Origin of the sequence: Pseudoalteromonas sp. GutCa3, from assembly GCF_002836155.1 — a bacterium.
Classification (GTDB): domain Bacteria; phylum Pseudomonadota; class Gammaproteobacteria; order Enterobacterales; family Alteromonadaceae; genus Pseudoalteromonas; species Pseudoalteromonas arctica.
Genome location: NZ_PJBK01000032.1, coordinates 26,366 through 51,531 on the forward strand (window position 1 = coordinate 26,366; position 25,166 = coordinate 51,531).

23 protein-coding genes and 1 other RNA gene are annotated in these 25,166 nt (G+C 39.3%); 7 read left to right on the plus strand and 17 right to left on the minus strand.

The annotated features are described in order from the left end of the window. Positions 1–62 precede the first annotated feature (62 nt). Positions 63–1,265 (minus strand): aromatic amino acid transport family protein, encoded by a 1,203-nt coding sequence (locus CXF64_RS06415; protein WP_024608927.1) that lies wholly within the window; start codon positions 1,263–1,265, stop codon positions 63–65. Positions 1,266–1,480: 215 nt separating this feature from the next. Here CXF64_RS06415 and CXF64_RS06420 point away from each other — a divergent pair, with 215 nt between their 5' ends. Then, entirely contained in the window at positions 1,481–2,374 is an 894-nt protein-coding gene (locus CXF64_RS06420) for a DMT family transporter (RefSeq protein WP_101216606.1), read from the plus strand. A 68-nt stretch (positions 2,375–2,442) separates the two neighbouring features. On the opposite strand, the gene CXF64_RS06425 is transcribed toward CXF64_RS06420, so the two are convergent. Next, positions 2,443–3,321, minus strand: coding sequence for a flagellar protein MotY (locus CXF64_RS06425; RefSeq protein WP_024589405.1), 879 nt, complete (start codon positions 3,319–3,321; stop codon positions 2,443–2,445). Between the two features lie 202 nt (positions 3,322–3,523). On the opposite strand from CXF64_RS06425, the gene rnt reads away from it, so the two are divergent. Further along, positions 3,524–4,222 carry a ribonuclease T gene (gene rnt, locus CXF64_RS06430; RefSeq protein WP_101216607.1) on the plus strand — a complete coding sequence of 233 codons (699 nt, stop codon included), beginning with the start codon at positions 3,524–3,526 and terminating at the stop codon, positions 4,220–4,222. Here rnt and CXF64_RS06435 read toward each other — a convergent pair. Then, positions 4,206–5,831: a DUF342 domain-containing protein gene (locus CXF64_RS06435; RefSeq protein WP_101216608.1), complete on the minus strand. Its 1,626-nt coding sequence runs from the start codon at positions 5,829–5,831 to the stop codon at positions 4,206–4,208. The two genes, rnt and CXF64_RS06435, sit on opposite strands and share 17 nt — an antisense overlap. Before the next feature lie 263 nt (positions 5,832–6,094). On the opposite strand from CXF64_RS06435, the gene ssrA reads away from it, so the two are divergent. Beyond that, positions 6,095–6,451: a transfer-messenger RNA gene (ssrA, locus tag CXF64_RS06440) on the plus strand. A gap of 104 nt (positions 6,452–6,555) precedes the next feature. Here ssrA and CXF64_RS06445 read toward each other — a convergent pair. The 3 genes from CXF64_RS06445 to CXF64_RS06455 form a co-directional block, all read right to left on the minus strand. After that, the gene (locus CXF64_RS06445) at positions 6,556–7,662 is read right to left on the minus strand and encodes a hypothetical protein (protein ID WP_232783789.1); all 1,107 of its coding nucleotides are present in this window, start codon (positions 7,660–7,662) and stop codon (positions 6,556–6,558) included. A gap of 161 nt (positions 7,663–7,823) precedes the next feature. Further along, positions 7,824–8,120 (minus strand): hypothetical protein, encoded by a 297-nt coding sequence (locus CXF64_RS06450; RefSeq protein WP_076925481.1) that lies wholly within the window; start codon positions 8,118–8,120, stop codon positions 7,824–7,826. A gap of 35 nt (positions 8,121–8,155) precedes the next feature. Further along, a complete protein-coding gene (locus CXF64_RS06455) occupies positions 8,156–9,160 on the minus strand; it encodes a YHYH protein (protein WP_024591658.1) in 1,005 nt (334 codons plus the stop codon). 186 nt (positions 9,161–9,346) lie between these two features. Here CXF64_RS06455 and CXF64_RS06460 point away from each other — a divergent pair, with 186 nt between their 5' ends. Further along, on the plus strand, positions 9,347–10,105 hold the full coding sequence (locus tag CXF64_RS06460) for a sulfite exporter TauE/SafE family protein (RefSeq protein ID WP_101216610.1): 759 nt from the start codon (positions 9,347–9,349) through the stop codon (positions 10,103–10,105). Positions 10,106–10,284: 179 nt separating this feature from the next. On the opposite strand, the gene CXF64_RS06465 is transcribed toward CXF64_RS06460, so the two are convergent. The 3 genes from CXF64_RS06465 to mnmC form a co-directional block, all read right to left on the minus strand. After that, complete coding sequence (locus tag CXF64_RS06465) at positions 10,285–10,920, minus strand: NAD(P)-binding oxidoreductase (RefSeq protein ID WP_007581997.1); 636 nt, start codon at positions 10,918–10,920, stop codon at positions 10,285–10,287. A 182-nt stretch (positions 10,921–11,102) separates the two neighbouring features. Next, a complete protein-coding gene (locus CXF64_RS06470; protein WP_101216611.1) occupies positions 11,103–11,426 on the minus strand; it encodes a hypothetical protein in 324 nt (107 codons plus the stop codon). A gap of 67 nt (positions 11,427–11,493) precedes the next feature. Further along, positions 11,494–13,503 carry a bifunctional tRNA (5-methylaminomethyl-2-thiouridine)(34)-methyltransferase MnmD/FAD-dependent 5-carboxymethylaminomethyl-2-thiouridine(34) oxidoreductase MnmC gene (gene mnmC / locus CXF64_RS06475; RefSeq protein ID WP_101216612.1) on the minus strand — a complete coding sequence of 670 codons (2,010 nt, stop codon included), beginning with the start codon at positions 13,501–13,503 and terminating at the stop codon, positions 11,494–11,496. 178 nt (positions 13,504–13,681) lie between these two features. Here mnmC and fabB point away from each other — a divergent pair, with 178 nt between their 5' ends. Further along, a complete protein-coding gene (gene fabB / locus CXF64_RS06480; protein ID WP_007582000.1) occupies positions 13,682–14,893 on the plus strand; it encodes a beta-ketoacyl-ACP synthase I in 1,212 nt (403 codons plus the stop codon). 103 nt (positions 14,894–14,996) lie between these two features. Here fabB and CXF64_RS06485 read toward each other — a convergent pair whose 3' ends face one another. Continuing rightward, positions 14,997–15,362: a hypothetical protein gene (locus CXF64_RS06485; protein WP_008169794.1), complete on the minus strand. Its 366-nt coding sequence runs from the start codon at positions 15,360–15,362 to the stop codon at positions 14,997–14,999. Positions 15,363–15,413: 51 nt separating this feature from the next. On the opposite strand from CXF64_RS06485, the gene CXF64_RS06490 reads away from it, so the two are divergent. Together CXF64_RS06490 and ggt are read left to right on the plus strand one after the other, a co-directional pair. Next, entirely contained in the window at positions 15,414–15,956 is a 543-nt protein-coding gene (locus CXF64_RS06490; RefSeq protein WP_101216613.1) for a GNAT family N-acetyltransferase, read from the plus strand. Positions 15,957–16,048: 92 nt separating this feature from the next. Then, positions 16,049–17,722, plus strand: coding sequence for a gamma-glutamyltransferase (gene ggt, locus CXF64_RS06495; RefSeq protein ID WP_101216614.1), 1,674 nt, complete (start codon positions 16,049–16,051; stop codon positions 17,720–17,722). Between the two features lie 48 nt (positions 17,723–17,770). Here the strand turns inward: ggt and CXF64_RS06500 are convergent, their stop codons facing one another. The 7 genes from CXF64_RS06500 to CXF64_RS06530 form a co-directional block, all read right to left on the minus strand. Next, positions 17,771–18,625 (minus strand): Tim44 domain-containing protein, encoded by an 855-nt coding sequence (locus tag CXF64_RS06500; RefSeq protein ID WP_101216615.1) that lies wholly within the window; start codon positions 18,623–18,625, stop codon positions 17,771–17,773. A 164-nt stretch (positions 18,626–18,789) separates the two neighbouring features. Continuing rightward, the gene (locus CXF64_RS06505) at positions 18,790–19,542 is read right to left on the minus strand and encodes a DUF3379 family protein (RefSeq protein ID WP_024608912.1); all 753 of its coding nucleotides are present in this window, start codon (positions 19,540–19,542) and stop codon (positions 18,790–18,792) included. Then, positions 19,542–20,099, minus strand: a complete 558-nt coding sequence (locus tag CXF64_RS06510; protein WP_101216616.1) for a sigma-70 family RNA polymerase sigma factor — start codon at positions 20,097–20,099, stop codon at positions 19,542–19,544. The genes CXF64_RS06505 and CXF64_RS06510 overlap by 1 nt, the downstream gene beginning before the upstream one ends. 61 nt (positions 20,100–20,160) lie before the next feature. Next, positions 20,161–21,819, minus strand: coding sequence for a BatD family protein (locus CXF64_RS06515; RefSeq protein WP_101216617.1), 1,659 nt, complete (start codon positions 21,817–21,819; stop codon positions 20,161–20,163). After that, positions 21,813–23,753 (minus strand): VWA domain-containing protein, encoded by a 1,941-nt coding sequence (locus tag CXF64_RS06520; protein WP_101216618.1) that lies wholly within the window; start codon positions 23,751–23,753, stop codon positions 21,813–21,815. Before CXF64_RS06520 ends, CXF64_RS06515 begins: the two co-directional genes overlap by 7 nt. Further along, a complete protein-coding gene (locus CXF64_RS06525; RefSeq protein WP_101216619.1) occupies positions 23,753–24,739 on the minus strand; it encodes a vWA domain-containing protein in 987 nt (328 codons plus the stop codon). The genes CXF64_RS06520 and CXF64_RS06525 overlap by 1 nt, the downstream gene beginning before the upstream one ends. Then, positions 24,732–25,166: a DUF4381 domain-containing protein gene (locus CXF64_RS06530; RefSeq protein WP_004335624.1), complete on the minus strand. Its 435-nt coding sequence runs from the start codon at positions 25,164–25,166 to the stop codon at positions 24,732–24,734. The genes CXF64_RS06525 and CXF64_RS06530 overlap by 8 nt, the downstream gene beginning before the upstream one ends.

The window sequence follows — 25,166 nt, forward strand, 5'->3', positions numbered from 1 at the left end:
CACATCATTACTAATGATGTGCGGTTTTTTATTATCTAAATTTAAACAATTAGCAGCAACCTTTAACCGATAGCAGGAATAAGCCCCGCCATTTGCATAAACTGCGCAGCAATAATCGTTATGCCACATATAGCTGCTATACCAAGCCCAACATTCCCACTTTTAACTTGGTAACCTGTTTTATTTGATGTTGTACGCTGTTTATAAACCATTGCTACAGGCAAGAATATTGCCAGTACAACAAGTGCTATTGCTGCGTAACCTAAGGCCATAATAAAGCCTTGAGGATAAAACAATGCAAAGCCAAGCGGCGGAATAAACGTAATTAAAGCCGTTTTAATTCGGTCTGTTTTATTGTCACCCTTTTTAAATGCATCAGCAAAAAAATCAAATAACCCTAAACTCACCCCTAAAAATGATGTCGCAAGTGCTAAATCAGCAAATAACTTAACGGCCGTTGCCACACTTGGGTTATGCGCAATACTTGCCACGCTAGATACAAACCCATTAAGACCTTGGCTGTTGAGTAAATCAGCTTGGCTCATAATACCTTGGCTAAGTAGTTGCCAAAAAATATAAATAACTAAAGGTAGGGCGGCTCCAGCAATCATTACTTTGCGCAGTACTTTTATTTCAACACCAACATATTTAACAATAGAGGGGATAGAACCATGAAAGCCAAACGAAGTAAATATAACCGGTATAGCTGAAAGGATTAATCCTTGCTCTACAGGCATCTCTAATAAGTGCTTACCCTGCACATAAGGGGTAAGCATGTAAAACAAGCTAGCTAATACAATAATTTTTATTGTAAATAACACTCTATTTAGTTTATCTACCTTGCTAGTACCTAGCGTTACCACACTTGCAATAATAACAGCGAGGATTACAGAGCCAAACTGTGGGGCTATATCTACATCAAAGCCTATATTTATACGCGCTTGGAGTTGTGCACCACCACCTGCAATATAAGCAGCGCATAAAGCGTAAAATAAAAAAACCATCGAAAAATTTGCGATGTATTGTCCGCGCTTTCCAAGCCATAATTTAGCCAATGTATTTAACGTTGCATCGCGTGGTGCGTATTGGTGTAGCTCTAACATGAGTAGTGCGGTGTAGGTCATTAGTAACCAGCTAGCAATTATTAATGCAAGTGCAGTACTAAACCCAAGCCCGGCAGATGCAATTGGCAATGCCAACATACCTGCACCAATAGTGGTGCCTGCAACAATTAACATGCTTCCAGTTGTTTTATTTTTAAGCACTTAATTACCTTAATTATTATTAATATTGATGCACCATATAACTAGTTGCTCAAATCTCAAATAGTTTTGTAATAAAAGAGCGGTATTAAAATGTAACTTACAATTTACAACTGTATTTATTAAGGACTTTAGTGTTTAAAAAGTACTAAAACACAGTAGTGAGCGTATAATTTATTCTTTGTTTTATTGATTCATATAAAGCGTAGGGATGGCACGTGCCAGTTAAAGTATCTTATTTTTTAATGGTTCTTATATGGTCCACTACACCACTGGGTATAGTGTGGAGTAGTGAAACTGTATCGCCAACACTTGCAGTGTTAATGCGAATGCTGGTGGGGCTATTGTTAGGCGGCTTAATTGTTGCCATTACAAATATTAGAGTGCCTTGGAGCAAAAATGCATGCTTACTTTATTTTTATTCGAGTATAGGTATTTTTGGCGGTATGTTGTTGAGCTATATGGCAGCTAAAACAGTCCCTTCTGGTATTATTTCGCTTATGTTTGGCCTTGCACCTATTTTGTCGGGGTTGCTTGCTCAGCAATTATTAAATGAACCTAAATTTAGCCCGATTAAATTAGTTGCGTTAGCGTGCGCCTTAATTGGCTTATATTTTGTTAGTTATAACCAAGTACAAAACTCGCAAACTCAAGGGCTTGGGTTGCTTTATGTGTTTATGGCTGTCTGCTTTTTTAGTTTAAGTGGTGTGATGATCAAGCGTGTACAGATTGCGATTCACCCTATGGCAACAACATTTGGTGCCTTAGTTTTTGTAACCCCACTCTTTTTTATTGCTTGGTGGTTATTAGATGGTGAGTTGCATATACAAAACTGGAGTGCAAAATCATTGTGGGCTATTGGTTATCTAGGAATATTTGGATCTTTAGTAGGGGCTTTGGCGTATTTTCATGTGCTGCAAAACCTAAATGCAAGCACGGTATCACTTACTACACTTATAACTCCTAGCTTTGCGTTAGGTTTGGGAGCTTGGCTAAATAATGAGTCATTAAGCCAAGAACTAATAATTGGTGCGGTTATTATTTTAATTAGTCTAGGTTTTTTCCAATTTGGTGATAAGTTTTTAAAGCGAAAGAAAGTAAACACAAATTAGCTTTACTACATTTTTTCAATTTAGTGATAAGTTTTAAAGCGAAAGAAAGTAAGCGCAAATTAGCTTTACTACATTTTTTCAATTTGAATAATTAAACGACGGTTTTTGTCTCGGCTTAAAATGTTATCGTTATTATCAACAAAGCGTTTTTCGCCTAAACCGGTGGTTTGTACTTTTGTTTCATCAACACCCAAGCTCACCATATAATCTTTTATAGTTTTGGCGCGCTTGCGCGATAAATCTAAGTTATTCCAGCGTCCGCCATAACTATCGGTGTATGAGTCAATACTAATGGACTCTATGCTTGCATCATTTTTTAAATACTCAGCAATCTTATCAAGACGTTGTTGCGAGGATTTAGTTAATTTACTGCTGTTAGATTGATAGTTCATTACAGTAAACGAAATATCTTCAAAGCTGTAAGGGAGTAGCTCATCACGGCATTGTAAAAAAGCCCAGTAAGCTTGTTTAAAGTTTACGCTCGATATACCAACGGCAATTTTATCGGCACTGTTTTGCCAGTCTTGATAATAAAAAGTAGGGTAGTAGCCTTTTTCAAGCTCGGTAAGCATTTCCCATGCGGTTTTATTGCCTAGCTCGCCATCAAACTTTTTAAGTAATTTCATATTTGCAATATCACGAGCGGGCAATCCTGCACGCCATGTAGGTGGCACTGCTTTTAAACCTGCAATTGCGTAGTTATCTGGGCGTACAACCATATCTAAATTAAATGTTAAGTTTTTATTTTTACTTGCTGAAGCTTTAAATATAGCTTCACCGTAATAAGGAACCTCATGATTTAATTGGCATTGTAAGCGCGTTGTTTTAACGACTTCCCAGTTGGAGTTGTCTTGGGTTGCTGTGTATTGGCGCATAGCAGCTTGCGAGTGAGTACTGCAAAGCACTGCACTTATACTAAGGCTAATAAATAACAACTTATACTTCATGGTGCTCTCCAGCTATCCGGGAATGCCAATAATTTGGCAAATTAACGACTGCAATGATTAGTTTGTTCTCTATATAACTAACTTATAAGTTAAAGCAAGTTATGTGCCTACAATTTTAAAGCAATAAATACTTAAATCCCCTAGCCTAGGGGGCATCAATTTTGACATAATAGTCAGCTTACACGTATAAACAAAGAAGACTATGGCAAATACTGAGCAAACACCTTTCGCAAAACGCTTTCGTGGATTTTTTCCTGTTGTTATTGATGTTGAAACTGCAGGTTTTAACAAAGAAACAGATGCCTTGTTAGAAATAGCAGCCTCTGTTTTAAAAATGGATGACGAAGGACTGCTCAGCATAGATCATACTGTTCATTTTCATGTTCAGCCATTCGAAGGCGCTAATATAGAACAAGCAGCCATCGACTTTAACGGTATAGACCCGTTTTCACCATTACGTGGCGCAGTACCTGAAGATGAAGTCATTAAAGAAATATGTAAAGTAGTACGCAAAGCGCAAAAGGCTGCTGGGTGCCAACGCTCAGTTATTGTGGCGCATAATGCCGCATTCGATCATGGCTTTTTAAATGCAGCAATAGAGCGTAATAACATTAAGCGTACGCCATTTCACCCGTTCGTAAGCTTTGATACAACATCTTTAGCGGGTTTAGCGTTAGGGCAAACTGTATTAGCAAAAGCATGTAGAGCGGCTGGTATAGAGTTTGATAACAGCCAAGCGCACTCAGCACTTTACGACACAGAACGTACAGCCGAGCTTTATTGTTTAATAGTAAACCGCTGGCAGCAATTAGGTGGTTGGCCATTAGCGCCAACCGACGATTGTGACGCTGACGCTGAAGTTGAAACTGAAAATGACGAAGAAACTAAAACGTCTGAGTAATTTTACCCTCAGTTAGCTTAACTAGGTGGGGCGGGTAAATACGCGAAAATTGTTTAGAATCTTTCGCTATTTTAAGCTCCACACCAGGGTGCATTAATTCATTTACTTTTAAACGACTACTGGCAAGTAATTGCACTATTTTTTGCTTAATAAGTAGTTTTTGACGATGAATATGCGCAGAGCGTATTTTTATATGCTTTTCATTTTCAGTTATCTTATTCATGAATTGCTGACGCTGAGCAGCCCCCGCAATTTTACTCGCTTTTTCACGAGCCTGTTGTAAAGCGGTTACTTTAGTCGCAAGTACTTTTTCAAAATCGGTTATTTGTGTTTGCTTTTGGCGAAGCTCAAACCAGAGTTGTGCTAAAAATACGCGTGTTTTAGTACCGGCTGGCGCGCCTAGCTCACCCGTTTCAATGCGCATAGCATCTAAAATATTACCGCCAATAATTTTACCTCGCGGATCATTTGCTTTGCCTACACGTATTAATCGCCTAGCACTTAAATCACAATGTAGAGCTTGGCGTTCAATAAATAAATCTTGTTCGGATTTAATGTTGCAGTACTGGGCATAACCAATCAAAATAGTTCGCTGAGCGGTTATACAGCACGTAAATGCTTCCTCGCCTTCACGTTTTCGGCCAATTGCGCCAAGCATAATGGTTACCGCACTTTTACTTTCAACAGTTCCTGATTCCACAAAACCAAGTACCGTAATATCACCGTTGGCTTTTACACGCATGCCGTCTTTAATATCGCCAGTAATAATTACGCTACCATCAAAATCAACATGGCCTGTACTTACATCTACGTTATCAAAGCATAAAACATCATCTACACGCATACCACGGGGTAGGGCAACGGGCACACCTTTGCAGTCGGCAATAAGCATATTAGGATTATTAGGATCTACTTTTGTACCTTCGAAAGGCTGGAGTTGGTGATCTTTACCTGGTTTTGCACTAATTGAATCGCCAAATACCGTATAGCCTTCTTCTCCAGGTGTAGCTGCAATACGCTGCATTAAGGGAGTGCCAGGTTTTACGGTGATAATAGCGCCAAGGTTTTTCATATCAACCTTACCGCCTTCTTTAGCTTGTGGGCTGAGTACTCGGTCTTGAGCTGTTGAGCATAAACGCACAAATTTAGCATCGCTGCCTTCTTTTGGATTGCGCCCATGTGCAATTATGGCACTGTAAGAGCTTCCTGCTGGTTGCTCAAACTGTTGGCCCAAAAAGGTATCAAGCGCACGAGGACTTATTCCTTTTTTAACAGCTGCATCAGCAAGTGCTTTTTGCGCGCCTTCCATAGACAAAAGTGCGCCACCTTTAGCGGTAGTTAATGTTGCTTCTGCGACCATATTTTTTTCATCAATATTAATGACAAGCGACGCATCTACAGCTTTAGCAACGACAAGCGATACTTCCTGATAATTTTTAGTTGGTGCAAAAAGCTTTCCAATATTGGCAATGACAGCTTCGTACTCACTAAACTCAGATTGCTCTAGCATTTGCGTTAACTGAGTACTTGTAACAGGAAAACCACTATCAATAGGGTGACTTTCTAAAGAGACAAACCCTGTACTTTTATCAAATGAAAAAACCGACATTTATTAATTCCCTACTCTATGCCTGTTATTATTTTTATTTTTTACAACTAAAGGTTTAGAAATAGCAAAAACCTTAACTCCTCATTTGAACACAGGTTAAACACATTGTTAAGTAAATGTTTATATAGGCTTGCATAAACTAAATTTTGGTTACTTAACACGCGATTGGCACATACAATTAAAATAAAGCGTTACTAGGCCTTGAGTATCAGTACTTTACTCAGTTATACTGTTTGCACGCTCTGAATTGAGTTACTAATTCAGGGGCTGATTAGGATTCGACGGAATTCAAGAAGCCCAAGGTGCATGTCGAGGTGCGGTTTGCCTCGTTAAACAGCCGCAACCTAAAGTAATCGCAAACGACGATAACTACTCTCTAGCAGCTTAGGCTGGCTAGCGCTCCTTCCATGTATTCTTGTGGACTGGATTTTGGAGTGTCACCCTAACACCTGATCGCGACGGAAACCCTGGCCGGGGTTGAAGCGCTAAAACTAAGCGGCCTCGCCTTTATTTACCGTGTTTGTCCGGGACTTAAAGGTTAATTAAATGACAATACTAAACATGTAGTACCGACGGTCGAGGCTTTTCGGACGGGGGTTCAAATCCCCCCAGCTCCACCAATAAAGGTTTTTGAACTCGTTATTCGAAAACCATAAGAAACCCGCAAATTTGTTAATCCAAATTTGCGGGTTTTTTTATGGAATTTATAAAGTGAAAATAAAGTTTAAGAAATTCTAATTGCACGTAGCTTCATTTTTATTGCAATTACAAGCAGGCTAAATAATGACAGCATACTTATTAACAACGTTAGGTTAAGTATAGGGTTACTTGGCTCATAGGTAGCGACAGGAGAGTTGTTTATAGTTTGCGAGTTTTGATGTTGCCTAATATAGCTTTGGCTGATCCAATCTACCGCGTTTATCCATTGTACTTTGGCGGGGTCAGTATTGTTTAGCATCCCTATTGCGTGCTTATCGTTATCTAAGCTTTTTGAAAGTTGTATCAGTTGCTGCCAAAATTCATTTTTAGGGCCTAGGTCGTCTATCTCTTGCAGGTGCTGTTGTAATTTGTCACCCCCCATCGTTTTTATATCAGCTTGCCCGGTAGTTTGCGCGTAGCTATTTATTAGCGATGAAAAGCGTCTAAAGTACTCATTACTTTTTTGCTGTGTAGGATTAGCTGTTCGCTCGTTTGTTACTTTTTGTGCTGGTTGATTTAGGCTATTTTGATCAATCAAATATTGTTTATAATTTTGGTAACTTAAGTTGTTTGTAGTTGTGTTATTTGTAGTTGTGTTATTTAGAATGCCAAAGTTGTTTTTCAGTGCATTAACACTGATCACTACGCCTATTAAGGTAATAATACAAAGTGCGCTATAGCAAAAGTACAATGCGCTTTTTAAAGTGTTACGCAGTAGTTTATATTTATTATAACTTTGCTTAATAGCTGCAGCTGTATTTGGGGCTTTGCCCGTATCTAGGCGTTCACTTTGTATTGAGATACTTTTGCCTTCAGTACTTTCACTAATGTGTTTATCTGTATTTTTACTGTGCTCAGTGAGTGCTATTTGATTATTTTGAGATTGAGAGATTACAGTAATTAGTTGAGGTTCTACTTTAGTAATCAAACCTAGCTTTTTAAGTGAGGATTCTGTTTTAACAGCATCAATACTCGATAAGTCTTTTTTTAAAGCGTAAGCTTTTCCATCAAATAACTGAACAACAATATTATGAGGAATATTAAGAAGTTGGCTGAGTTGTTCTTGGGCAGAGGTAAGGTCAGTATTTTGATATAACTGACCATTAAAAACAATTTTAAATGTGGCGCTCACGTTGGTACCTTGCTTGTGTAATTCCATTTTTGGAATTTTATTTTTATTATTTGATACACAAAGTTAATTTAACAGATAAAGGTGATGCTTTCTAATAATTTGTAATTAAAAAAGCCTTAACAAACAGCGTTAAGGCTTTGGCGTGTAGCTGTTATTTTACTTTATAGTTTAGCGAGTGATTTAACTGATTGCTTTTGAGCACTTGCTGGTTGGGTTGCTTTGTCTATTAATGTTTCAAGTGGCTTATTTCGAACGCACATAAGTACTTTGTTCATCGCTTGGCATGTGCCTGTCGCTTTTTTATCATGGCTTGTGTAGCTGCAATCTTCATTAATGGCTTTTGCTTCACATGCTTCCCAAGGCGCATTTGAACCGTGGCCTGCATGACTTAGGGCTGAGCATGAAGTAGCAAGTAAAAAGCCAGTTGTTAGTGCTTTTATTACGTTAAATATTTTCATTAGTATCTCAGTTAATTATTTAGCCAGAATGCGACTTATCTTGCGGTAGCACCTTTAAAGCAACCAATAAACATGTTTTCAGATACATCGGCTGCGTGGTAGTGGTAACCGCGTGTATCGTCGGTGTGGCCTCTACATTCGTCTAAATCAGTGGGTTCTAATCCATCTTCGTTTAGCATGCCAAATATACCAAATCCATCGAGTGCATAACCCATCATGGCGGCATGACCGTCTGATTGAATTTGTGTTTGGCTACAACCTGCTTCACCGTGGTAGTGATAGCCTGCTACTAAGTTAATATGGCCAGCGCAATCATCAAAGGCTGCAATAGTGTATGCGCCTAAAATAGCCTCAACAGGCGCGGGTGCAGCAAGTACAACACCATTGAGAGCAACACCTACATTGGCGTTACCAATACTGCTATTTTGAGTGGTTGCAACAGGCGTTATTGGAATTAAAAATGATTCTGATATACCGCCATCAACATAATCAATAGAGCATTCTACGCAGTGGTTTTGGTATTGTTCTTCTACGTTTGGACGTGCAGCGCCATCACACGATTCTTGTGTGTCGGTTACATTTACAAGGCCTGTACCTTCGTCGTATAGCTGCCAATGACTATCGTTATATAATGTAGGTAGATTTAAAATAAAGTCTCCGGTTATATCGTAAACCTCACCGGTGCCATCAAACCAAATACCGGCTTCGTCAGCTGTTGAGGTGATATTTTGAGGGCAAAATACACCAATCTCGTAATTTGAAGGCGCACCGGCAATATCAATTTTGTAGCATGAGGCTTCATCGCCATTACTTAGCGTACATGTTTGAGTGGTAATTGATGAAATGAGCGCATCGCTTTCAAAGTTAAAAGGGTCGACTTCTACAACAAAATCGGTTGAAGTATCTGTTGTAGTTCCCTCATCGGTGGTTGTTTCAGTTACAACTGTACTTTCAGCATCGCTACCGTTACAGGCAGCTAAACCCAGTGCAAGTATACACACTGCAAGCGGTGTCAAAATTGGTGTGTTAAATCTTCTCATCAAAAATATCCGGTAATGAAGTTGAATGTATAATATTTGTTAAATGTGCAAACAAAGTGCAAAAACAACGCAACATAGTACATAGCACGAGATAGAAGCTGATAAAGTTGCTATAAATGTGTTTAGTACCTTTTTTACTATTTAAATACTGCGACTTAAAAGTACTTAAATAGGCAGTGGAGTTTTATGGATTTTTTATTTCCCGACAGCATGTCTTTATTTTTGTTTTTATTGTTAATGATCACCGCTGGCTTTACTTCTTTTATATCTGCTGCATTTGGTGCTGGTGGCGGATTAATGCTGCTTGTTGTTATGGCGTCGTTTATGCCAATGGCAGTTGTTGTGCCTGTGCATGGTTTAGTACAGCTTGGCTCTAATGCAAATAGGTTTTTACTCAGCTTTAAGCATATTGATAAAAGCATGTTTGTATATTTTGCGTTAGGCGGCTTAGTAGGGGCGGGGTTATCAAGTTTTGTTATTGATGATATATCGCTTGATGCTATGAAGTTAGTGGTCGCTATTTTTGTTATTTATTTACTGTGGGGTAAAACGCCACCTATAAAATTAACCTCTAAGGTGTGGCGTATGGTCGCCGGTGGAATAACTACTTTTATTTCTATGTTTGTGGGGGCAAGTGGTCCATTAGTTGGTAGCTGTTTATATATAAATAATTACGAAAAGTTAAAATTTACGGCAACGTTTTCGAGCATTATGAGTGTGCAGCATTTATTAAAAGCGATAATTTATGGCGCTGTTGGTTTTAGTTTTTGGCAATGGATACCGCTTGTAATTGCCATGGTAATAAGTGGCGCTGTAGGAACTTGGTTCGGAATTAAATTACTTAAAAAGATGTCTGGGGATAAATTTAAGCATATTTTTAGGATAGTTTTAACGTTATTAACGCTACAACTTGGTTGGCAAGGTATAAAAATATTACTCCACTAATTTGCTTAGTGGAGTAAATTTAATTTTATTAAACATAAATTATTTAAGAGGATTAAATAATTCATTGCGCCAAAAAGTTACGGATATAGAGCGACTACACTGTAATTTTTTGCCTTATCGATGAATTACATATTCTTTGTAATAATTGTTCATACGTTTAATTAAATTGGTATTAAAGCTTATTTAACAGCGGCTTTAATTGGCTTGTCGCCATCAAACAACTTAAAAATGCGGTTACTAATAAATGAGTTGGTCGCAATATGTAATAATGCATTAGCTACGTTTTCGCGGCTAATTTTAGCTTCTGAACGATCACTTGGTTGCTGCGTCGTTACTTGCATTGAAGCACTATCGTCAGTCAATGTACCAGGGCGAACAATGGTATAATTTAAACCACTGTTTATTAGGTGCTCGTCAGCCATGTGCTTAGCAACCAAGTAAGGTTTTAAATCACCTTGAATCGAATCTGGATCGTCAGCACCAATTGAACTGACCATAATAAAGTGGTTAACACCGTGCTCTTTAGCGAATGTAGCTGCTTTTGTTGCAGCCCATAAATCAATGAGTACAGTTTTATCATCGCCTGTACTTCCACCAGAACCAGCAGCAAAAATCACTTGGTCACAGCCTTTCATTGCATCACCAAAATCGCCTTCAAGATCTTGCTCAACAATAGTTAAAAAAGAGCTGTTTAAATCGCTTAACTTATTTTTGTCACGCACTAATGCCACAACATTTTGCTCATTTTCTAAAAGTAGCTCAGTTGTCATTTTACCTATTTGTCCGCTTGCGCCAATAATTAGGGTCTTACTCATAATTAACTCCTTCCAATAAATAGTAAAAGTAATGTGCTTACAAACAGACCTTGGGGTAGGGGATTATTTTTAAAGGGTAAAAAAGAGTTTAAATGAGCTAATTTCAAAAAATACTTTAATTAAAATTCAATACTTAACTGAGCATTAAAATTAGCTGCTTTTGGCGTGTTTTTTAGAACTTTTTATTCAACCATTATACTCACTTCGGTCACATAACTACGGCGGTATAGACTAATACGGACTTTATGTTCTTGGTAATTATAAAACAAAGTGCGATATGTACTATTGCCATTTGTTTTTGAAGGTACCCCTAATTTTTGCTGATAAAAGCGAGTGATATCAGAAATTGAATCGGTTAAATAACCAGTACGTACCATTGGGTATTCGCTTGCTACGTCCATCGTTGTAACAAACTCTTCAGGAAGTGGGATTTCAGTGACGTTTTGGCTGAGTACGTTAAACGATAGAGTGCATAGCAACACTATTAAAAATGCTAAAGTTTTCATTAGAGTCCTTTGAGTAATAAATTCCTTTTATTGGTACTTATTTTACCTCAATAAGCACCAATGTCATTTAAATTTTATTACGAATTAAGTCTCGCACTATAAACCGGGCAGGGTGAATAGCTTGGCTTACACGTTCGCTTAATGGACGGGGTTCGTTATTTAAACAACTTACGAGGTGGTCTGCACTTAGCGGTGCGCTGCATAAAGCGCGTGCACCAAAACCGGTAAAAATATGCAGGCCTTGTTGTGGTTTATTAAGTTGCTCATATTGGTAGCGTTTACCTAAGCGTAGATTAGCAAAGGCCATTATGTAATCACTTTGTTCGCACCATTGCCCTGCCATTGGTAGGTGATCTATAAATGTGCAGCGAACAGCCGCTTTTGCCGAGGTTATATTGCCAAGGGTAGAGGCAAATTCACTTTGTTGGTAAAAGCTAAGTAGTTGCTCTTGGTTTAATTGGTTGTCGAGCGCTGTAACTTGGCGGCTTTTAGTGTTTTTTTCAAATGTGGCACCCATACAGTGATGATCTAAATAAGCCGGGGTAAAATACCCTTTATGGCATAGCACTGTTTTAAGTTTGCGTGATTGCTCACTTGCCTCAATATGTGAAACCTGACCACGCACGCCTACTATAGGTAGCGCTTTTGTTTGTTCAAATGCATCGCTGTGCTCGCCTGCACAAATAATTACATCGCTAAAAGGGCCTAGCTGCTCATCATTCGTTAATAAAAACCAACCGCTATCAGTTTTTTTAAGCTGCTTTATATTGCAGTTAAATAGGCTTTTAAATGGGTTTATGCTATTTGCAGCGCTTAGCATAGCGTTTACTAATTGCGGCGGGTTAACCCAGCCGCCTTGTTCAAAAAACACGCCTGAATAACCTGTCGTTACGCCGGCTATTTCATTACCTTGCTCTGCGGTTACGTTACGCATTAGCTGGGTTGGCCACAGTTGCTTTTGTGCTAAGTTTTCGTGCTTATCAGCTAGAGGTTTTTTCACTGCGTGTTGTAATACGCCGCACCAATCGTAATCAAAATTAAAACCACTGCTAAGTAAGTTGTTATATAGGCGTTTTGCGTATAAAAAGCTATGTGCAAACAATTCACTGTGTGGCGAGTTTTTAGCTTGTAGGTGAGGGTAAATAGCACCTTGCACATTGTGCGATGCCCCCATTGCAGGCTTTTCATCTTGGCAGAATAATTGGCTGGTTATGCCTCGTTTAGCCAAGCTGTATAAAATACAGCTACTGGCAATACCACCGCCAATGACCGCTACATTTTTTAAAGTACTGCTATCTTGATTAAAATAAGCGGGGGTTGATTGAGCGTTATTAACATGTTTAAGTTGGCCAGTAAGCATATCTTCTTTTTGATTAAAATTTTTGGCTTTTTTAGTGCTAAAGCCAGCCTCTATTAATCCTCGTTGAACAAAGTCAGCGGCAGTAAAAGTCGATAAGGTTGCATTAGCTCTTGATATATCAGCCATGGAGTTAAATAAACTTTGCTGCCACATATCAGGATTTTTACTTGGCTCAGGCCCATTTAAATACCAAGCATCAACAATTCCTGTTTGCGGGTAGCTCATTGCTTGTATTGATTCAAGCGCATCACCAAAGTATAAATCGAGAACAACATTGCCATTATTAAATTCGAGCCGGTGGCATCCTTCTAAATTAATTGGGTAGTTTACTGTTAATTGCTCACTAAAATAACTTAAGGTAGGCCAAGCGGTTAATGCTTGTTTTAAGTCTGTTAATGTTAAGGGATTCTTTTCAAACGAAATATAGTGTAGGCGTTTTACGCTTTTTTCACATTCATTTTGAACTTGCATCCGCTCAAGGTGGTCTTTAAAGCGTTGCCACGTATTTAAAAAGTTTAAACCGGTGCCAAAACCGGTTTCGGCAATAACAAAATGTGATTGGTCATGATTTTGTAATCGTACATCTATATTATTTTGCTCATAGTACACATAATGCGATTGAGCTAAGCCATCGTCATTAGAAAAATAAATATCACCGGAGTCATTAGTCAAAGGTGTACCTAAATTATTAATGTGACTATGTGCGTTCTTAATCATAATTTTTTAAATTTATAGATATATTTTTAATTATTTTACGGGTTTTCTTTGTAATAGTCTGGCGTTATTTATAAGCTAGCAGTTCAGAGTACAAGTGTACGCTAGAAAGCTGACCACTTAGGTGATTAAATTCGCGTAAAATAGAATGCAATTAAGTATTAAGCTAAGGGAATTACCCATGAGAAGAGCTGTAATTACAGGTATCGGTGTTGTATCAAGCATTGGTAACAACAAAGAAGAAGTATTAGAATCGTTAAAAACGGGCAAAAGCGGCATCGCTTTTAACCAAGAATTTGCCGATTATAAGTTACGTAGTAACGTATCGGGTAAAATTGATATTGACGTTAAAGCACATGTTGACCGCAAAGCAATGCGCTTTATGGGGGATGCTGCTGCATATTCTTATATTTCGATGACTCAAGCAATTGAAGACTCAGGTTTGTCTGACGACCAAGTATCAAATGAGCGCACGGGTATTATTGTTGGCTCTGGCGGTGGTTCGTCTAAATGGCAGGTAGAAGCTGCTGATATTTTACGTGAAAAAGGCGTAAAACGTGTAGGGCCTTATATGGTTCCACGTACTATGGCGAGCACTACATCTGCTTGTTTAGCAACACCCTTTAAAATTAAAGGTGTTAACTATTCAATTAGCTCTGCATGTGCAACATCTGCGCATTGTATTGGTAATGCAGTAGAACAAATTCAATTAGGTAAGCAAGATGTTGTTTTTGCTGGTGGCGGTGAAGAACTACACTGGACATTGGCAATGGAATTTGACGCTATGGGCGCACTTTCTACTAAGTACAACGAAACACCAGAAAAAGCGTCTCGTACATACGATGCAAACCGCGATGGTTTTGTTATATCTGGCGGCGGCGGTATTGTTGTAGTTGAAGAACTTGAACATGCACTTGCACGTGGCGCGCACATTTACGCTGAAATTGTTGGTTACGGTGCAACATCAGATGGCTACGACATGGTTGCTCCATCTGGCGAAGGTGCAGCACGTTGTATGCGCCAAGCTATGCAAGATGTAGACAGTATTGATTACCTAAACACGCATGGTACATCTACACCTGTAGGCGACGTTAAAGAGCTTGGTGCGATTCAAGAAGTGTTTGGTGGTAAGTCACCAATGATCAGCGCAACTAAAGCAATGACGGGTCATGCCCTCGGTGCTGCAGGTGTTCACGAAGCTATCTTCTCATTATTGATGCTAGAGCACAGCTTTGTAGCGCCTTCAATTAATATTGATGAGCTAGATGAGCAAGCGGCAGGTTTAGATATTATTACTGAACGTCGTGATGTTGAGTTAAATACTGTAATGTCTAATAGCTTTGGCTTTGGTGGCACAAACGCGACTTTAGTTATGAGTAAGTACAAAGGTTAATTTGAGCTTATAAGCCCTAAATATGTAAACACATGTCAGGGCTAAACTGCTTAAAACAAAAAAGGAAAGCCGAGGCTTTCCTTTTTTATTATCGAAAGTTAAATTAACCTTCGTTATGTTCTTTACGCGCTTGCTCAATTTCGTCAGCAATTTCTTGCGCTTTCTGCTTAGTTTTTTCAGTTAACTCGCCAGCAGCTTCTTTGCTTTTAATCCATGCATCAACCGCAATCTCTTTGCCGTCGTCGTACATGTCTAAGCCCATTGTTTTACTTTGCTCTAATAGCTCGTTTAAAGACTCATCATTTTTAAGATCGTTAGTTGTCTCTTTAACGTCGTTCCATGCATCACCAAGCTTTTCTTGCATTTGTGCGCTTTTATCTTTTGCATCTTCTTTTACTTCGTTGGCATCTTCACAACCAGTTAATGTAATTAAAGTGCCTAATAAAGCTAAACCTGCTAATTTATTCATGTGCTATCTCCTTTAGAGACTGATAATTAATTCGAGGCAGACTATACAACAATGAAAATGAACGCCCCCGTAACAAAACGATTAAATTTTAAATTAATGAGTAAGCACGATTGGCCTCAATTATTTGAACTCGACCAAGACCCCGCCGTAATGCAGTATTTAACGCGAGGTGTACCTACCTCTTTAGAGCAAATAAAAAATGAGGGAGTGCCTCGTATGCTCGCATATCGAAATGATCTAAAAGGCTGGGGGCTGTGGAGTATCACTATAAAGCAAACCAATACATTTATAGGTTGGGTATTAATAAGGCCTATGGGCTTTTTTACTGATGCACCAAACTACAGTGATATTGAAATAGGCTGGCGCTTTAAGCAAGCAAGTTGGGGGCATGGTTATGCAACCGAGGCGGCTTTAGCATTATGTGATGAACTCATTAAGCAAGATGACGTTAAGGCGATAAGCGCAACTGCACTAAAAGATAATACGGCCTCTATAACAATAATGAAAAAGTTAGGCCTGCAATTTATAAAAAATTATAAACATACAGATGAGCAAGGCGACTTACCCGCGGTACTTTATTCAAAAAACGTTTGAAGATGATTAAATATCAACAGCATAAAGATTGACCTGCCCTTAAATGACGTGCATTAATATGGGCAACAAAAATAATAAATTAAGGATGTTGTATGGGATTGTTTTTTTCACCACGTAAATTAATCGTCAAAAGTGTACTGGTTTTACAGTTCACTACTTTTAGTGTTTTGGCGCAGCCTTTAGCGCAAAGCGCGGTCGCAATGCCTGACTCGTTCAGTGCCGATGCTGCTAAAAGTATATTAGAGCAAGGCGGTAATGCTGTTGATGCGGCTATTACGGCACAATTTGTACTTGCAGTGACGCTTCCTGAAGCCGGAAATATTGGCGGCGGGGGATTTATGCTTATTCAAAAAGATGGCAAAGGCGATTTTATAGATTATCGCGAAACAGCGCCAACAGCGGCTCATCGTGATATGTATTTAGATGAGCAAGGTAATGTTATTGCAAACAAATCAATATATGGCATTCACGCAAGCGGTGTACCTGGCAGTGTAGCGGGTATGTGGCTTGCCCATCAAAAGCATGGCACTTTAAAGTGGGAAGCACTAGTACAGCCTGCTGTAACGTTGGCTGAGCAAGGGTTTGTAGTTCCGCCTAAGTTAGCAATAGGTGTTAGCCATTATATAGCCCATCTAAAAGAGCAAAAAATAAATGTAAACTTTGAAAAATATTTTGCTGATGTAAAAGCCAATAAAGTCTTTAAGCAACCAGAGTTAGCGGCAACGCTAAAGCGTATTCGTGATAACGGCCAAGATGGATTTTATAAAGGCGAAACTGCAAATATTATTGCTAAATTTATGCATCTGCATGGTGGTATTATTAATCAAGATGATTTAAAAAATTATACCGCTAAATCACGTACACCCATTAAAGCAAGTTGGAATGGTTATGAAGTACTTACTTCGCCACCGCCGAGTTCAGGTGGTATTGCTATTTTACAGTGGCTCAAAATGTATGAGTTACAAAAACCAGATGCAGGCTTAGCGCATAACTCGACTCAGTATGTGCACTTACTTTCTGAAATAGGTAAACGTGTATTTGCAGATAGAGCAGAGTATTTAGGCGACCCTGATTTTTTTGATGTTCCAGTAAACGCGTTAACTAATATTAACTACCTCAAAGAGCGCAGTAATGGCATTTCGTTAACCGCTATCTCGACTACCGAAAATATTAAACCGGGCCTTAAAGAAAGTGAGCAAACTACGCACTTTTCAATCGTTGATAAAATGGGTAACGCTGTCGCAAATACCACCACAATAAACTTAGGGTTTGGTAGCGGTGTCGTTGTTGAAGGTGCAGGGTTTATTTTAAATGATGAAATGGACGACTTTAGTGCCAAACCAGGCGTTATGAATGTGTTTGGTGCAATAGGCGGTAAAGCTAACGAAATACAGCCGCACAAGCGTATGCTTAGCTCTATGACGCCTACAATACTCCTTAAAGACAACACCGTTAAAATGGTGACAGGCTCGCCTGGTGGCACAACCATTATTAGCTCTGTGTACGAATCTATTTTAAATGCGGTAGAGTTTGATATGACTGCAGAGCAGGTTGTAAATAGCCCTCGTTTTCATCATCAATTGTGGCCTAAAAATATAATTAGAACACACATAGGTTTAACCGATAGCGTAAAAGCAGAGCTTACAAAAATGGGTTACACCATAGACGAGAGACACTTTGGTGACTTACACGTTATTATTAATAAAAATGGTCAATTAGATGCCGCTTCTGAAGCATCAGGGCGCGGTAAATCAATTGTTTTTTAAATAAAAAAACACCGCGCTAAAAAGCGCGGTGTTTAAAATAATAAAAGCTTATTGAGTATCAATTAAATCTTCAACACCCACTATTAGCCATGGAGCATCGTCTGAAATTAGACGCTCTAAGTGCCAAATTTCTAAAATAGGCTGTTCTTTTTTATCGCCTAAATCACGGTACTTACCTTTAAAGCGAACGCTAGCCTGCCACGATTGCGCGTTTGTATCTGCGCGCACAAGTTCGGCATCAATAAACATCACTTCTGTTTCTACGCTTTGTATAGCTTCACGTTCAGCTTTAAATTCGGCAACAAGTGCAGGGCTTAAGTATTCAGCCATTGTGGTGTAATCGGCATTATTCCATGCAGTTTGTAGCGTATGGTAATGACTACGGGCACCTTGCAAAAAGCCATTAACGTCAAAGTTAGGTGGTAAATTAAAAGGCACACTTTCACCTTGTGGCGCGCTGTTAGCAAAGCCTGTACTCATTGGCTGCTCGATTGGTGCTTGCTTAAAAGCATTTTGCTGAGCACTTGTACTTGCACTGGCAAGTTGTGGGGCACGATTAGCACGTAAAAAGCCTGTTACTAGCTTAAATAAAATAAATAGTCCGCCAGCTAATAAAATCATTTCTAATAGCTGAAAACCTTCAAACTCGTCGCCTAACATTGCTGCAATTAAGCCACCAGCTAAAAGACCACCCAAAACGCCAGCCATAATGCCTTTTTTATTTGATGTGGCTTTAGGTGCTGCTGTTGGGGTTGTTGTATCTGCTTGTTGTTTTTGCGCTGTTTGTTGTGTTGCAGGTGTTTGTCCACGTTTACTACTGCCAAACTTTTTACGTGCGTGTGCATCAAAACTGGCAGTACATAATAATGCCAATAATGAAAAAATAACGATGATGTTCTTCATGAAATTCCCTAATTAAAATCGAGCCGCGATTATAATTTACTTTCTTAAGGAGTTTAATTAATTACTTTAAAAATCAGAGGTTTTGAGTATAAAAGAAAAGGTTTATTGGTGGGTACATAATCAAAAAACCGCTTAGTAGGGACTAAGCGGTAAATTTGTTTATTTTAAAGCCAACGAATAGCGCCAGTAACGCGTTCGTTATAAGTATTTAGAGGTGCTCCAACACTTGCCACTAAAATAGTATCTGCTTGTGAGCCTCGGTTAATATGACCTTCAAAGCGCTCATCGCGGAAATTATCATCGCCAAAACCAAATGATTTATTTTCAGAAGGTACTATAAATACCGTCATAGGACCAAAGTCAGACTCAAATATCAAATGTAGCCCTTTTTCGCCTTTAAAATCACAAAACATAGCGTAAGTTACATCACCAGGAAGCTCATCAAGATGACCACCTAATACTGCAAGCTTGTCGTTAACGCTTTGTAGGCTAATGGGCTCTTTTTTATCAAGCGCACTAATTTCGTAGTACACATGGGCAAGCGCATGCTCACCCGCTTCGTGTGCAATATTTTGCTCTGTACTAAAAAAGAAGGCACTAATAGCCACTACAAAAGATGCAGCTAATGCAAGATGCACGCGGTCAAGCTTAAAACGCGAGCGGGCGTCAACTACATTTTTTCCTGTTGCTTGCTCTTCTTGTAGTGCTTTTTCTTTTAACGATGTGTTTAAAAGAATGCGGTCTGCAAGATTTTCAGGCACAGGTATATCTAAAGAGTCTTGAATAAATTTATCAAAATCTTTCATATCATTAATAAAACTTTGTCGCTCTGGGTTATTGTTAGCAAACTCCATGAGCTCCTTGTCAATGTCGTTTGGCTGCGCAATAGTGCGGCGACGAAACTCAAGTTCATCCATTATTTTGATGCCCCTTTAAGTTGTTCATCATCACGGCTTAAAGCCTCTTTAAGTTGATTTCGGGCACGGTATAAACGAGTCATTACCGTGTTTTTATTTAAATTAAGTATGCCAGCGATCTCTTCACCAGAGCAGCCCATTACAACTTGTAGTAATAATGGCTCTCGGTATTCATCAGATAGCAGGGCAATCTGGCGTTGGATAACCGTTTGCTCCATTTCATCATCTAATGGGTGGCTGGTTTCATCAACAAGCGTATCGTTTTCTACGTCGCTGTAATCAAACTGTTTACGTTCAAATCGGCGCGCATTTTCTCTTCGTAATATAGTAAGCAGCCAAGGTTTAGCTGCCTTTTGATCAAGTAAAGAGTCGAGAGAACGCCACGCGCGTAAAAACGTTTCTTGTACTAAATCATCTGCTATGTGCGGATCACGGCATAACCAATAAGCAAAGCGATAAAGCTCTTTATTGTAAACGTGGACCAAGGCTTCATAACGCTTTTGTTTCTCTGCCATATCGATTAAGACCTGATTGTTTGATTTTTTCTTTCCAAGCATAAGCACTTTTTTAATTAAAAATTATTATTTATTGCAAAAAAAGACCTGAGTATCGTAGTTATTAATCATAAAGGTCTTTTAATACAGCTTGTTGCGACTTTGATGATTGAGTTTGATAGTTCTCAAGAATTTTAATAATAGCATTAAGATCCGTGTTTGCGCCTTTATTACTATAAAGTTGTGCCTGCAATTGGCTAATGAGGCCATTAAGCTCGCTGCTCTTTACGCTATAGCAAAGCTCATCAATAGCGCCAACATTTTTGTGAGTCACCTTTACAGAAAAACTATTTAATGCGGTGTAAAAAGCTTTCACATCGTGTGTTTTAGCGAGCGTTTTAAGCTCATTTAAGCTCGGCTGAGAAATATCCCGGTTGTTTGGTTGTAATTTCTCAGTCGTATTTTTAGTAGAACGGGTCATTAAGTAAAAAATTACAGTACCAATCCATAAAATATACCCTAAAGCGGCAACAACTATTAACCAAAGAGGAGTATCACTTTTAGTTTCAATACGTTGTGTGCCTGCCGCTTCATTCGAAATATTTTCAATAGCAGGTAAATTGTTTGGGTTTGATTGTGGGTTTGCCACGGCGGTATTAGGTGCGGTACTACTTGGCGTTACCGTTATAGTGCGCTTTGGCAATGTAGCTACGCTAATACGGTTCATTTTAGTATTAAACCAAGGCAGCTGTATTTCAGGTAAAGTGTAAGTACCTGGTTTTTGCGGCAGTAATGCATACGATGCAGTTTGCTGCGATACAACGCGTCCGTCACGTACTGCATTGTTATTTTCTTTTTTATCAGGGTAGCTGCGTATGCCATCAATGGTAGGCATAGAGATTTCAGGTAATTGCTCTTTTGTAACACCAAGCGCGGTAAGTGTAATAGTACGTGTTATAGGCGTACCTACTTCTACGGTGTTGTCGTTAGGTTGCCATTCTTCATCAAGACTAACTAGCTCGCTTGGTAACCACGCACCTTTATAGTCACTCGGAATTGGTTTGATTTCTACTTGCTGATCGTCGCCAAGAGCTGATACTTCTAATTGACGATAATTTTGTTGTACTCGTCCTTGAAAAGCGGGGCCTGCAATAGTGTACGCACCGCTTTTTTGTGGCTGAATCAAATACTCGCGAGTAATAACAAGGTAGCGTTTACCATCAACAAGCTCATAGCTTTCAGTTTGTTTACCCAATTGGGTTAGCTGAGCATCTTCCATATTTGGTGTGCTTAAGCTGCCATCAAGCAGCTCTTTCGCAAGGTAGAGCTTAATAGTGTAAACACCGGCTTCTTGCACAAATAATGAATTACTTGAGAGCGACGTTTTTAAAAATATTTCGTTATTTTTATCTGCATCAACTGAGCGTTTTGCCACTTTTAATTTAATAGGCTGTGAGGTTAACCCTGCAACGCTAAATGCAGGAATAGTGTAATCGCCCTCTGAACGGGTCATTAATTTAACTGACCACGTGGTTTGTTTATTAATGCTGCCATTAATAATGTTGGTACGAGAGCTTAAGCTTGTTGGGCCTACCACAAAGTCTTTTAACAGCGATGAGGTGTCTGGTTGCTCGCCTTTAACTGTATCGTCTACGGATATATTAAGCATAAAAAATTCACCCGCTAAAACAGGGTTTTTATCTACGCTGGCTTCTAATTTGGTGGCAGCCCACGAAGGCATCGCACTTAATAGCAATAAACAGCAAAATAATCGCATTACCATGATTTTTCGACTCCTGTAGGGCGACGTTTATATTGTCTTTTTTGGGCTTCTAATTGCATTTTATTCCGTAATAAAATAGCCGGATCGTCCGGGACTTTTCTAAGTAGTTGATTAAGCTGTTGTGCTTTTTCTTTTTCTTCATTAGTGAGCTCACTTGCTTGGGCTTGCATAGCTTGTTGTTGAGCATTTTGTTTTTGCTCATCAGTAGCAGGTTGCTCACTCATTGTTTGTGGCTTACTTTGTTGCTGCTCGTCTTGAGGCTGGTCAGCGTCTTTATTTTGCCCTTGCTCACTTTGTGGCTGAGCTTGCATATCAGGTTCATTTTGCTTGTCTGATTGCTCGCCAGGCTCACCTTGTTGATCTTTTGATGGTTCAGACTCTTTATCTGATTCTTTATCAGATTTTTCATCGCTGGGGCTTTGACTTTCGTTTTCGCCTTTTTCAGAATCGCTTTTATCACCATTTTGTTGCTTATCCTGTTTTGACTCATCAGAATTTTGCCCTTGGTTTTGCTCATCTTTTTTCTGGCTATCATCTTGGTCTTGAGAGTCGTCGCCGTCGCTTTGCTGATCTTGCTGATCTTGTTGCTCTTGTTGATTGAGTAATTGTTCAACTAAAGCTTGGTTGTCAGTTGCTTGTGTAAAGTCGTCTTGTAAGGTTTGGGCTTGTTTGTAGGCTTCAATGGCGTCCTCAAGCTTGCCAGCTTTGGCAAGGGCATTACCGTAGTTGTATAAACCGGTAGCCGACTTATCATTACTAAACTCATTAAGTGCAGCATCAAAATTACCTTGCTGGTAAAGCGCCGCGCCTTTTAACTCACTCGATTGCGCCTGTGTTGCTGCATCGTATTCTTTATTTTTGTAAGCCTCTAATGCACGTTGATCTGCATTTTGCAAAAGAGTAGGAAGCTCTACGGCATACGCATTTTGCTGCGGTAAAAAGCTAAAGGCTAAAAAAGCCCCCAGCAAGGCAGCGCGTCTAAATAAATACAAGCCAAATGGCAGTAATAACAAGAGTCCGTATATACCTGCATCTATTCGCCAAAGTGCGTGGCTTTGTTTTTCGTCTTTCAATAATTCACTCTGTGCATTTGGGGCAAACGTATTTATGTCGTTATTACTAGGCTGGTAACTAGCAAATTTACCACCACTGCTCGATGCTAAATTTTTAAGCTGACTGGCATTGAGAGTAGGTACTACAATTTGGCCGTATCTGTCTTTCAAAAAACCACCTTCAGGTAACTTAATTGGAGCGCCTTGAGCGGTACCCACGCCATATATATTTAATCTATATTGGGTGTTACTGGTAAAGCTACTCACGTCGCTTTGTTCTTGCTGGTCAATACCGTCGGTCACTAAAATAATGTCGCCATCAATATAACCCGCTTGCGTTAATAGCTCTTTGGCCATATCAAGACCGGCTAAAACGTTTGAGCCTTTGTCTGGCATTATTTCAGGGCTTAAGCTTGGAATTAAATTACTAAGTGTTGTGGCGTCGTTTGTTAGTGGCGATATTATATAGGCCGTGCCTGCGTAAGCTACAAGCGCGGTATCACCTTCTTTAAATAGCTCAATCATATCAAGCGCTTTAAAGCGTGATTGCATTAAACGATTTGGTAAAATATCAGTGCTGTACATTGAGTACGACATATCCATAACAATTACACGGGCACTTTTACTTTGAAATACAGGAACTTGTTTTTTCTCAAAGCTAGGCCCAGCACTAAATAAAATGCCAAGGCTGCAAAACAAAGCAACTAACCAAAGTGGCTGGCTGGCTTTAGTGTTTGCTTCGCTCATTATAAATTGTGCTAAATGCGGTGCAATTAGCTGCTCACTAGTCGTTTTTTTATGCTTAATTAAGGCAACAAAAAATAATGCCACAGCAGGTATGAGTAACCATAAAAGAGCAGGGCGAATAAATTCAAAATCCATTAGTTTGGCTCCTTTAATGCACGCAGTGTACTAAGCATTACTTTTAAGCTAATAAGTAAAATGGCAATAAGTAACGGGTAGTAAAATAATGAGCTTTGTGGGCGAAATGTTTGTTCATCAGCGCTAATAGGTTCAAGTTTATCAAGCTCTGCGTAAATTTGTTGAAGGCCTGCTACATCTTTGGCTCTAAAGTATAATCCGCCAGTTTGCTCGGCAATCTTTTTGAGTAAGCTTTCATCTAAATTACTGCCACTAGAGCTACCCATATTAAAGAGGCTAAAGCCGCGCGGATTATCTGAGCCAACGCCAATGGTGTACACTTTAATACCTTCTTCGCGGGCTAGCAGTAGTGCATCTTCTGGGTTTAAATTACCAGCGGTATTTTGTCCGTCGGTTAATAGCACCACAATACGGTTACTTTCATCTTTATTGGCAAAGCGTTTTACCGAAAGACCCAATGCATCACCAATGGCTGTTGCGCGTCCCACTAAACCAATTTGCGCTTCACTGAGCATTTTACTTACTGTTTTAACGTCGCGCGTGAGGGGGGTTTGTAAAAACGCGGTATCGCCAAATAATATCAGCCCAAGCCTGTCGCCTTGACGCTGCTCTATAAAATCACTGAGTACGGCTTTTACCATGGTAAGGCGGTCAACATATTGGCCATTGTAAGCCATGTCTTGTTCGGTCATCGAGCCTGATAAGTCGACTGCTAACATTATATCGCGCCCTTCATTTGGTAATGAGATTGGCTCATCTAACCATGTTGGATTGGCAGCGGCAGTAACAAGTAATAACCAAATTATCCATTCGAAAGGATTTAAACGTCGTGCGTGTGGCTCAATGCTTTGGCTGGTTAAATTGTGCTTTGCAAAACTGGGTATACGTAAACGCGTACTGGCATTACTTGCCGCGGGTTTTAATAGTAAAAGTAATAAAGGCAAGGGCAGTAATAAAAATAACCATGGCCAGCTAAATTCAAACATTTACTGACTCCTTTATTTTAAATTGCTTAATACCTTGGCGAAATTTTTCGCACAGTGTTGTATCTTTTTGGCTGGGGTTATACAAGCTTAGTATTTCTTGTTCTGTAAAGCTCAAACCGGTAAGCGTATTAAGTGTTGTGCACCATTTAGAGGTAGATTGCGCAGCAAGGCGCTTGTCGTAATATTCAATCACTAAACGTTTTAAAATAATATGCAGTTGCTGAGGATTTTGCTCACTTTGGCTTAATTGTATTGCGTAGCGTTTAGGCTTTTTAAATTTATGTTTTTTGTAAAATATATAAATAGCTGCGCACAGTGCTAAAAACAGTAGTGCAATAATAACCCACCAAGCAGGGGCGAGTGGCCACCAATTAACTTGGCTTGGCGCTATTATATCGTGCAGGCCATCGAGTGGATTGGTTTGCAT

What these genes read in the sequence shown, in the direction of transcription:
- CXF64_RS06425 (WP_024589405.1), bottom strand. Translation starts at nt 3,321, where the DNA reads ATGAAGTATAAGTTGTTATTTATTAGCCTTAGTATAAGTGCAGTGCTT.
- rnt (WP_101216607.1), top strand. Translation starts at nt 3,524, where the DNA reads ATGGCAAATACTGAGCAAACACCTTTCGCAAAACGCTTTCGTGGATTT.
- CXF64_RS06435 (WP_101216608.1), bottom strand. Translation starts at nt 5,831, where the DNA reads ATGTCGGTTTTTTCATTTGATAAAAGTACAGGGTTTGTCTCTTTAGAA.
- CXF64_RS06450 (WP_076925481.1), bottom strand. Translation starts at nt 8,120, where the DNA reads ATGAAAATATTTAACGTAATAAAAGCACTAACAACTGGCTTTTTACTT.
- CXF64_RS06455 (WP_024591658.1), bottom strand. Translation starts at nt 9,160, where the DNA reads ATGAGAAGATTTAACACACCAATTTTGACACCGCTTGCAGTGTGTATA.
- CXF64_RS06460 (WP_101216610.1), top strand. Translation starts at nt 9,347, where the DNA reads ATGGATTTTTTATTTCCCGACAGCATGTCTTTATTTTTGTTTTTATTG.
- CXF64_RS06465 (WP_007581997.1), bottom strand. Translation starts at nt 10,920, where the DNA reads ATGAGTAAGACCCTAATTATTGGCGCAAGCGGACAAATAGGTAAAATG.
- CXF64_RS06470 (WP_101216611.1), bottom strand. Translation starts at nt 11,426, where the DNA reads ATGAAAACTTTAGCATTTTTAATAGTGTTGCTATGCACTCTATCGTTT.
- mnmC (WP_101216612.1), bottom strand. Translation starts at nt 13,503, where the DNA reads ATGATTAAGAACGCACATAGTCACATTAATAATTTAGGTACACCTTTG.
- fabB (WP_007582000.1), top strand. Translation starts at nt 13,682, where the DNA reads ATGAGAAGAGCTGTAATTACAGGTATCGGTGTTGTATCAAGCATTGGT.
- CXF64_RS06485 (WP_008169794.1), bottom strand. Translation starts at nt 15,362, where the DNA reads ATGAATAAATTAGCAGGTTTAGCTTTATTAGGCACTTTAATTACATTA.
- CXF64_RS06490 (WP_101216613.1), top strand. Translation starts at nt 15,414, where the DNA reads ATGAAAATGAACGCCCCCGTAACAAAACGATTAAATTTTAAATTAATG.
- ggt (WP_101216614.1), top strand. Translation starts at nt 16,049, where the DNA reads ATGGGATTGTTTTTTTCACCACGTAAATTAATCGTCAAAAGTGTACTG.
- CXF64_RS06500 (WP_101216615.1), bottom strand. Translation starts at nt 18,625, where the DNA reads ATGAAGAACATCATCGTTATTTTTTCATTATTGGCATTATTATGTACT.
- CXF64_RS06505 (WP_024608912.1), bottom strand. Translation starts at nt 19,542, where the DNA reads ATGGATGAACTTGAGTTTCGTCGCCGCACTATTGCGCAGCCAAACGAC.
- CXF64_RS06510 (WP_101216616.1), bottom strand. Translation starts at nt 20,099, where the DNA reads ATGCTTGGAAAGAAAAAATCAAACAATCAGGTCTTAATCGATATGGCA.
- CXF64_RS06515 (WP_101216617.1), bottom strand. Translation starts at nt 21,819, where the DNA reads ATGGTAATGCGATTATTTTGCTGTTTATTGCTATTAAGTGCGATGCCT.
- CXF64_RS06520 (WP_101216618.1), bottom strand. Translation starts at nt 23,753, where the DNA reads ATGGATTTTGAATTTATTCGCCCTGCTCTTTTATGGTTACTCATACCT.
- CXF64_RS06525 (WP_101216619.1), bottom strand. Translation starts at nt 24,739, where the DNA reads ATGTTTGAATTTAGCTGGCCATGGTTATTTTTATTACTGCCCTTGCCT.
- CXF64_RS06530 (WP_004335624.1), bottom strand. Translation starts at nt 25,166, where the DNA reads ATGCAAACCAATCCACTCGATGGCCTGCACGATATAATAGCGCCAAGC.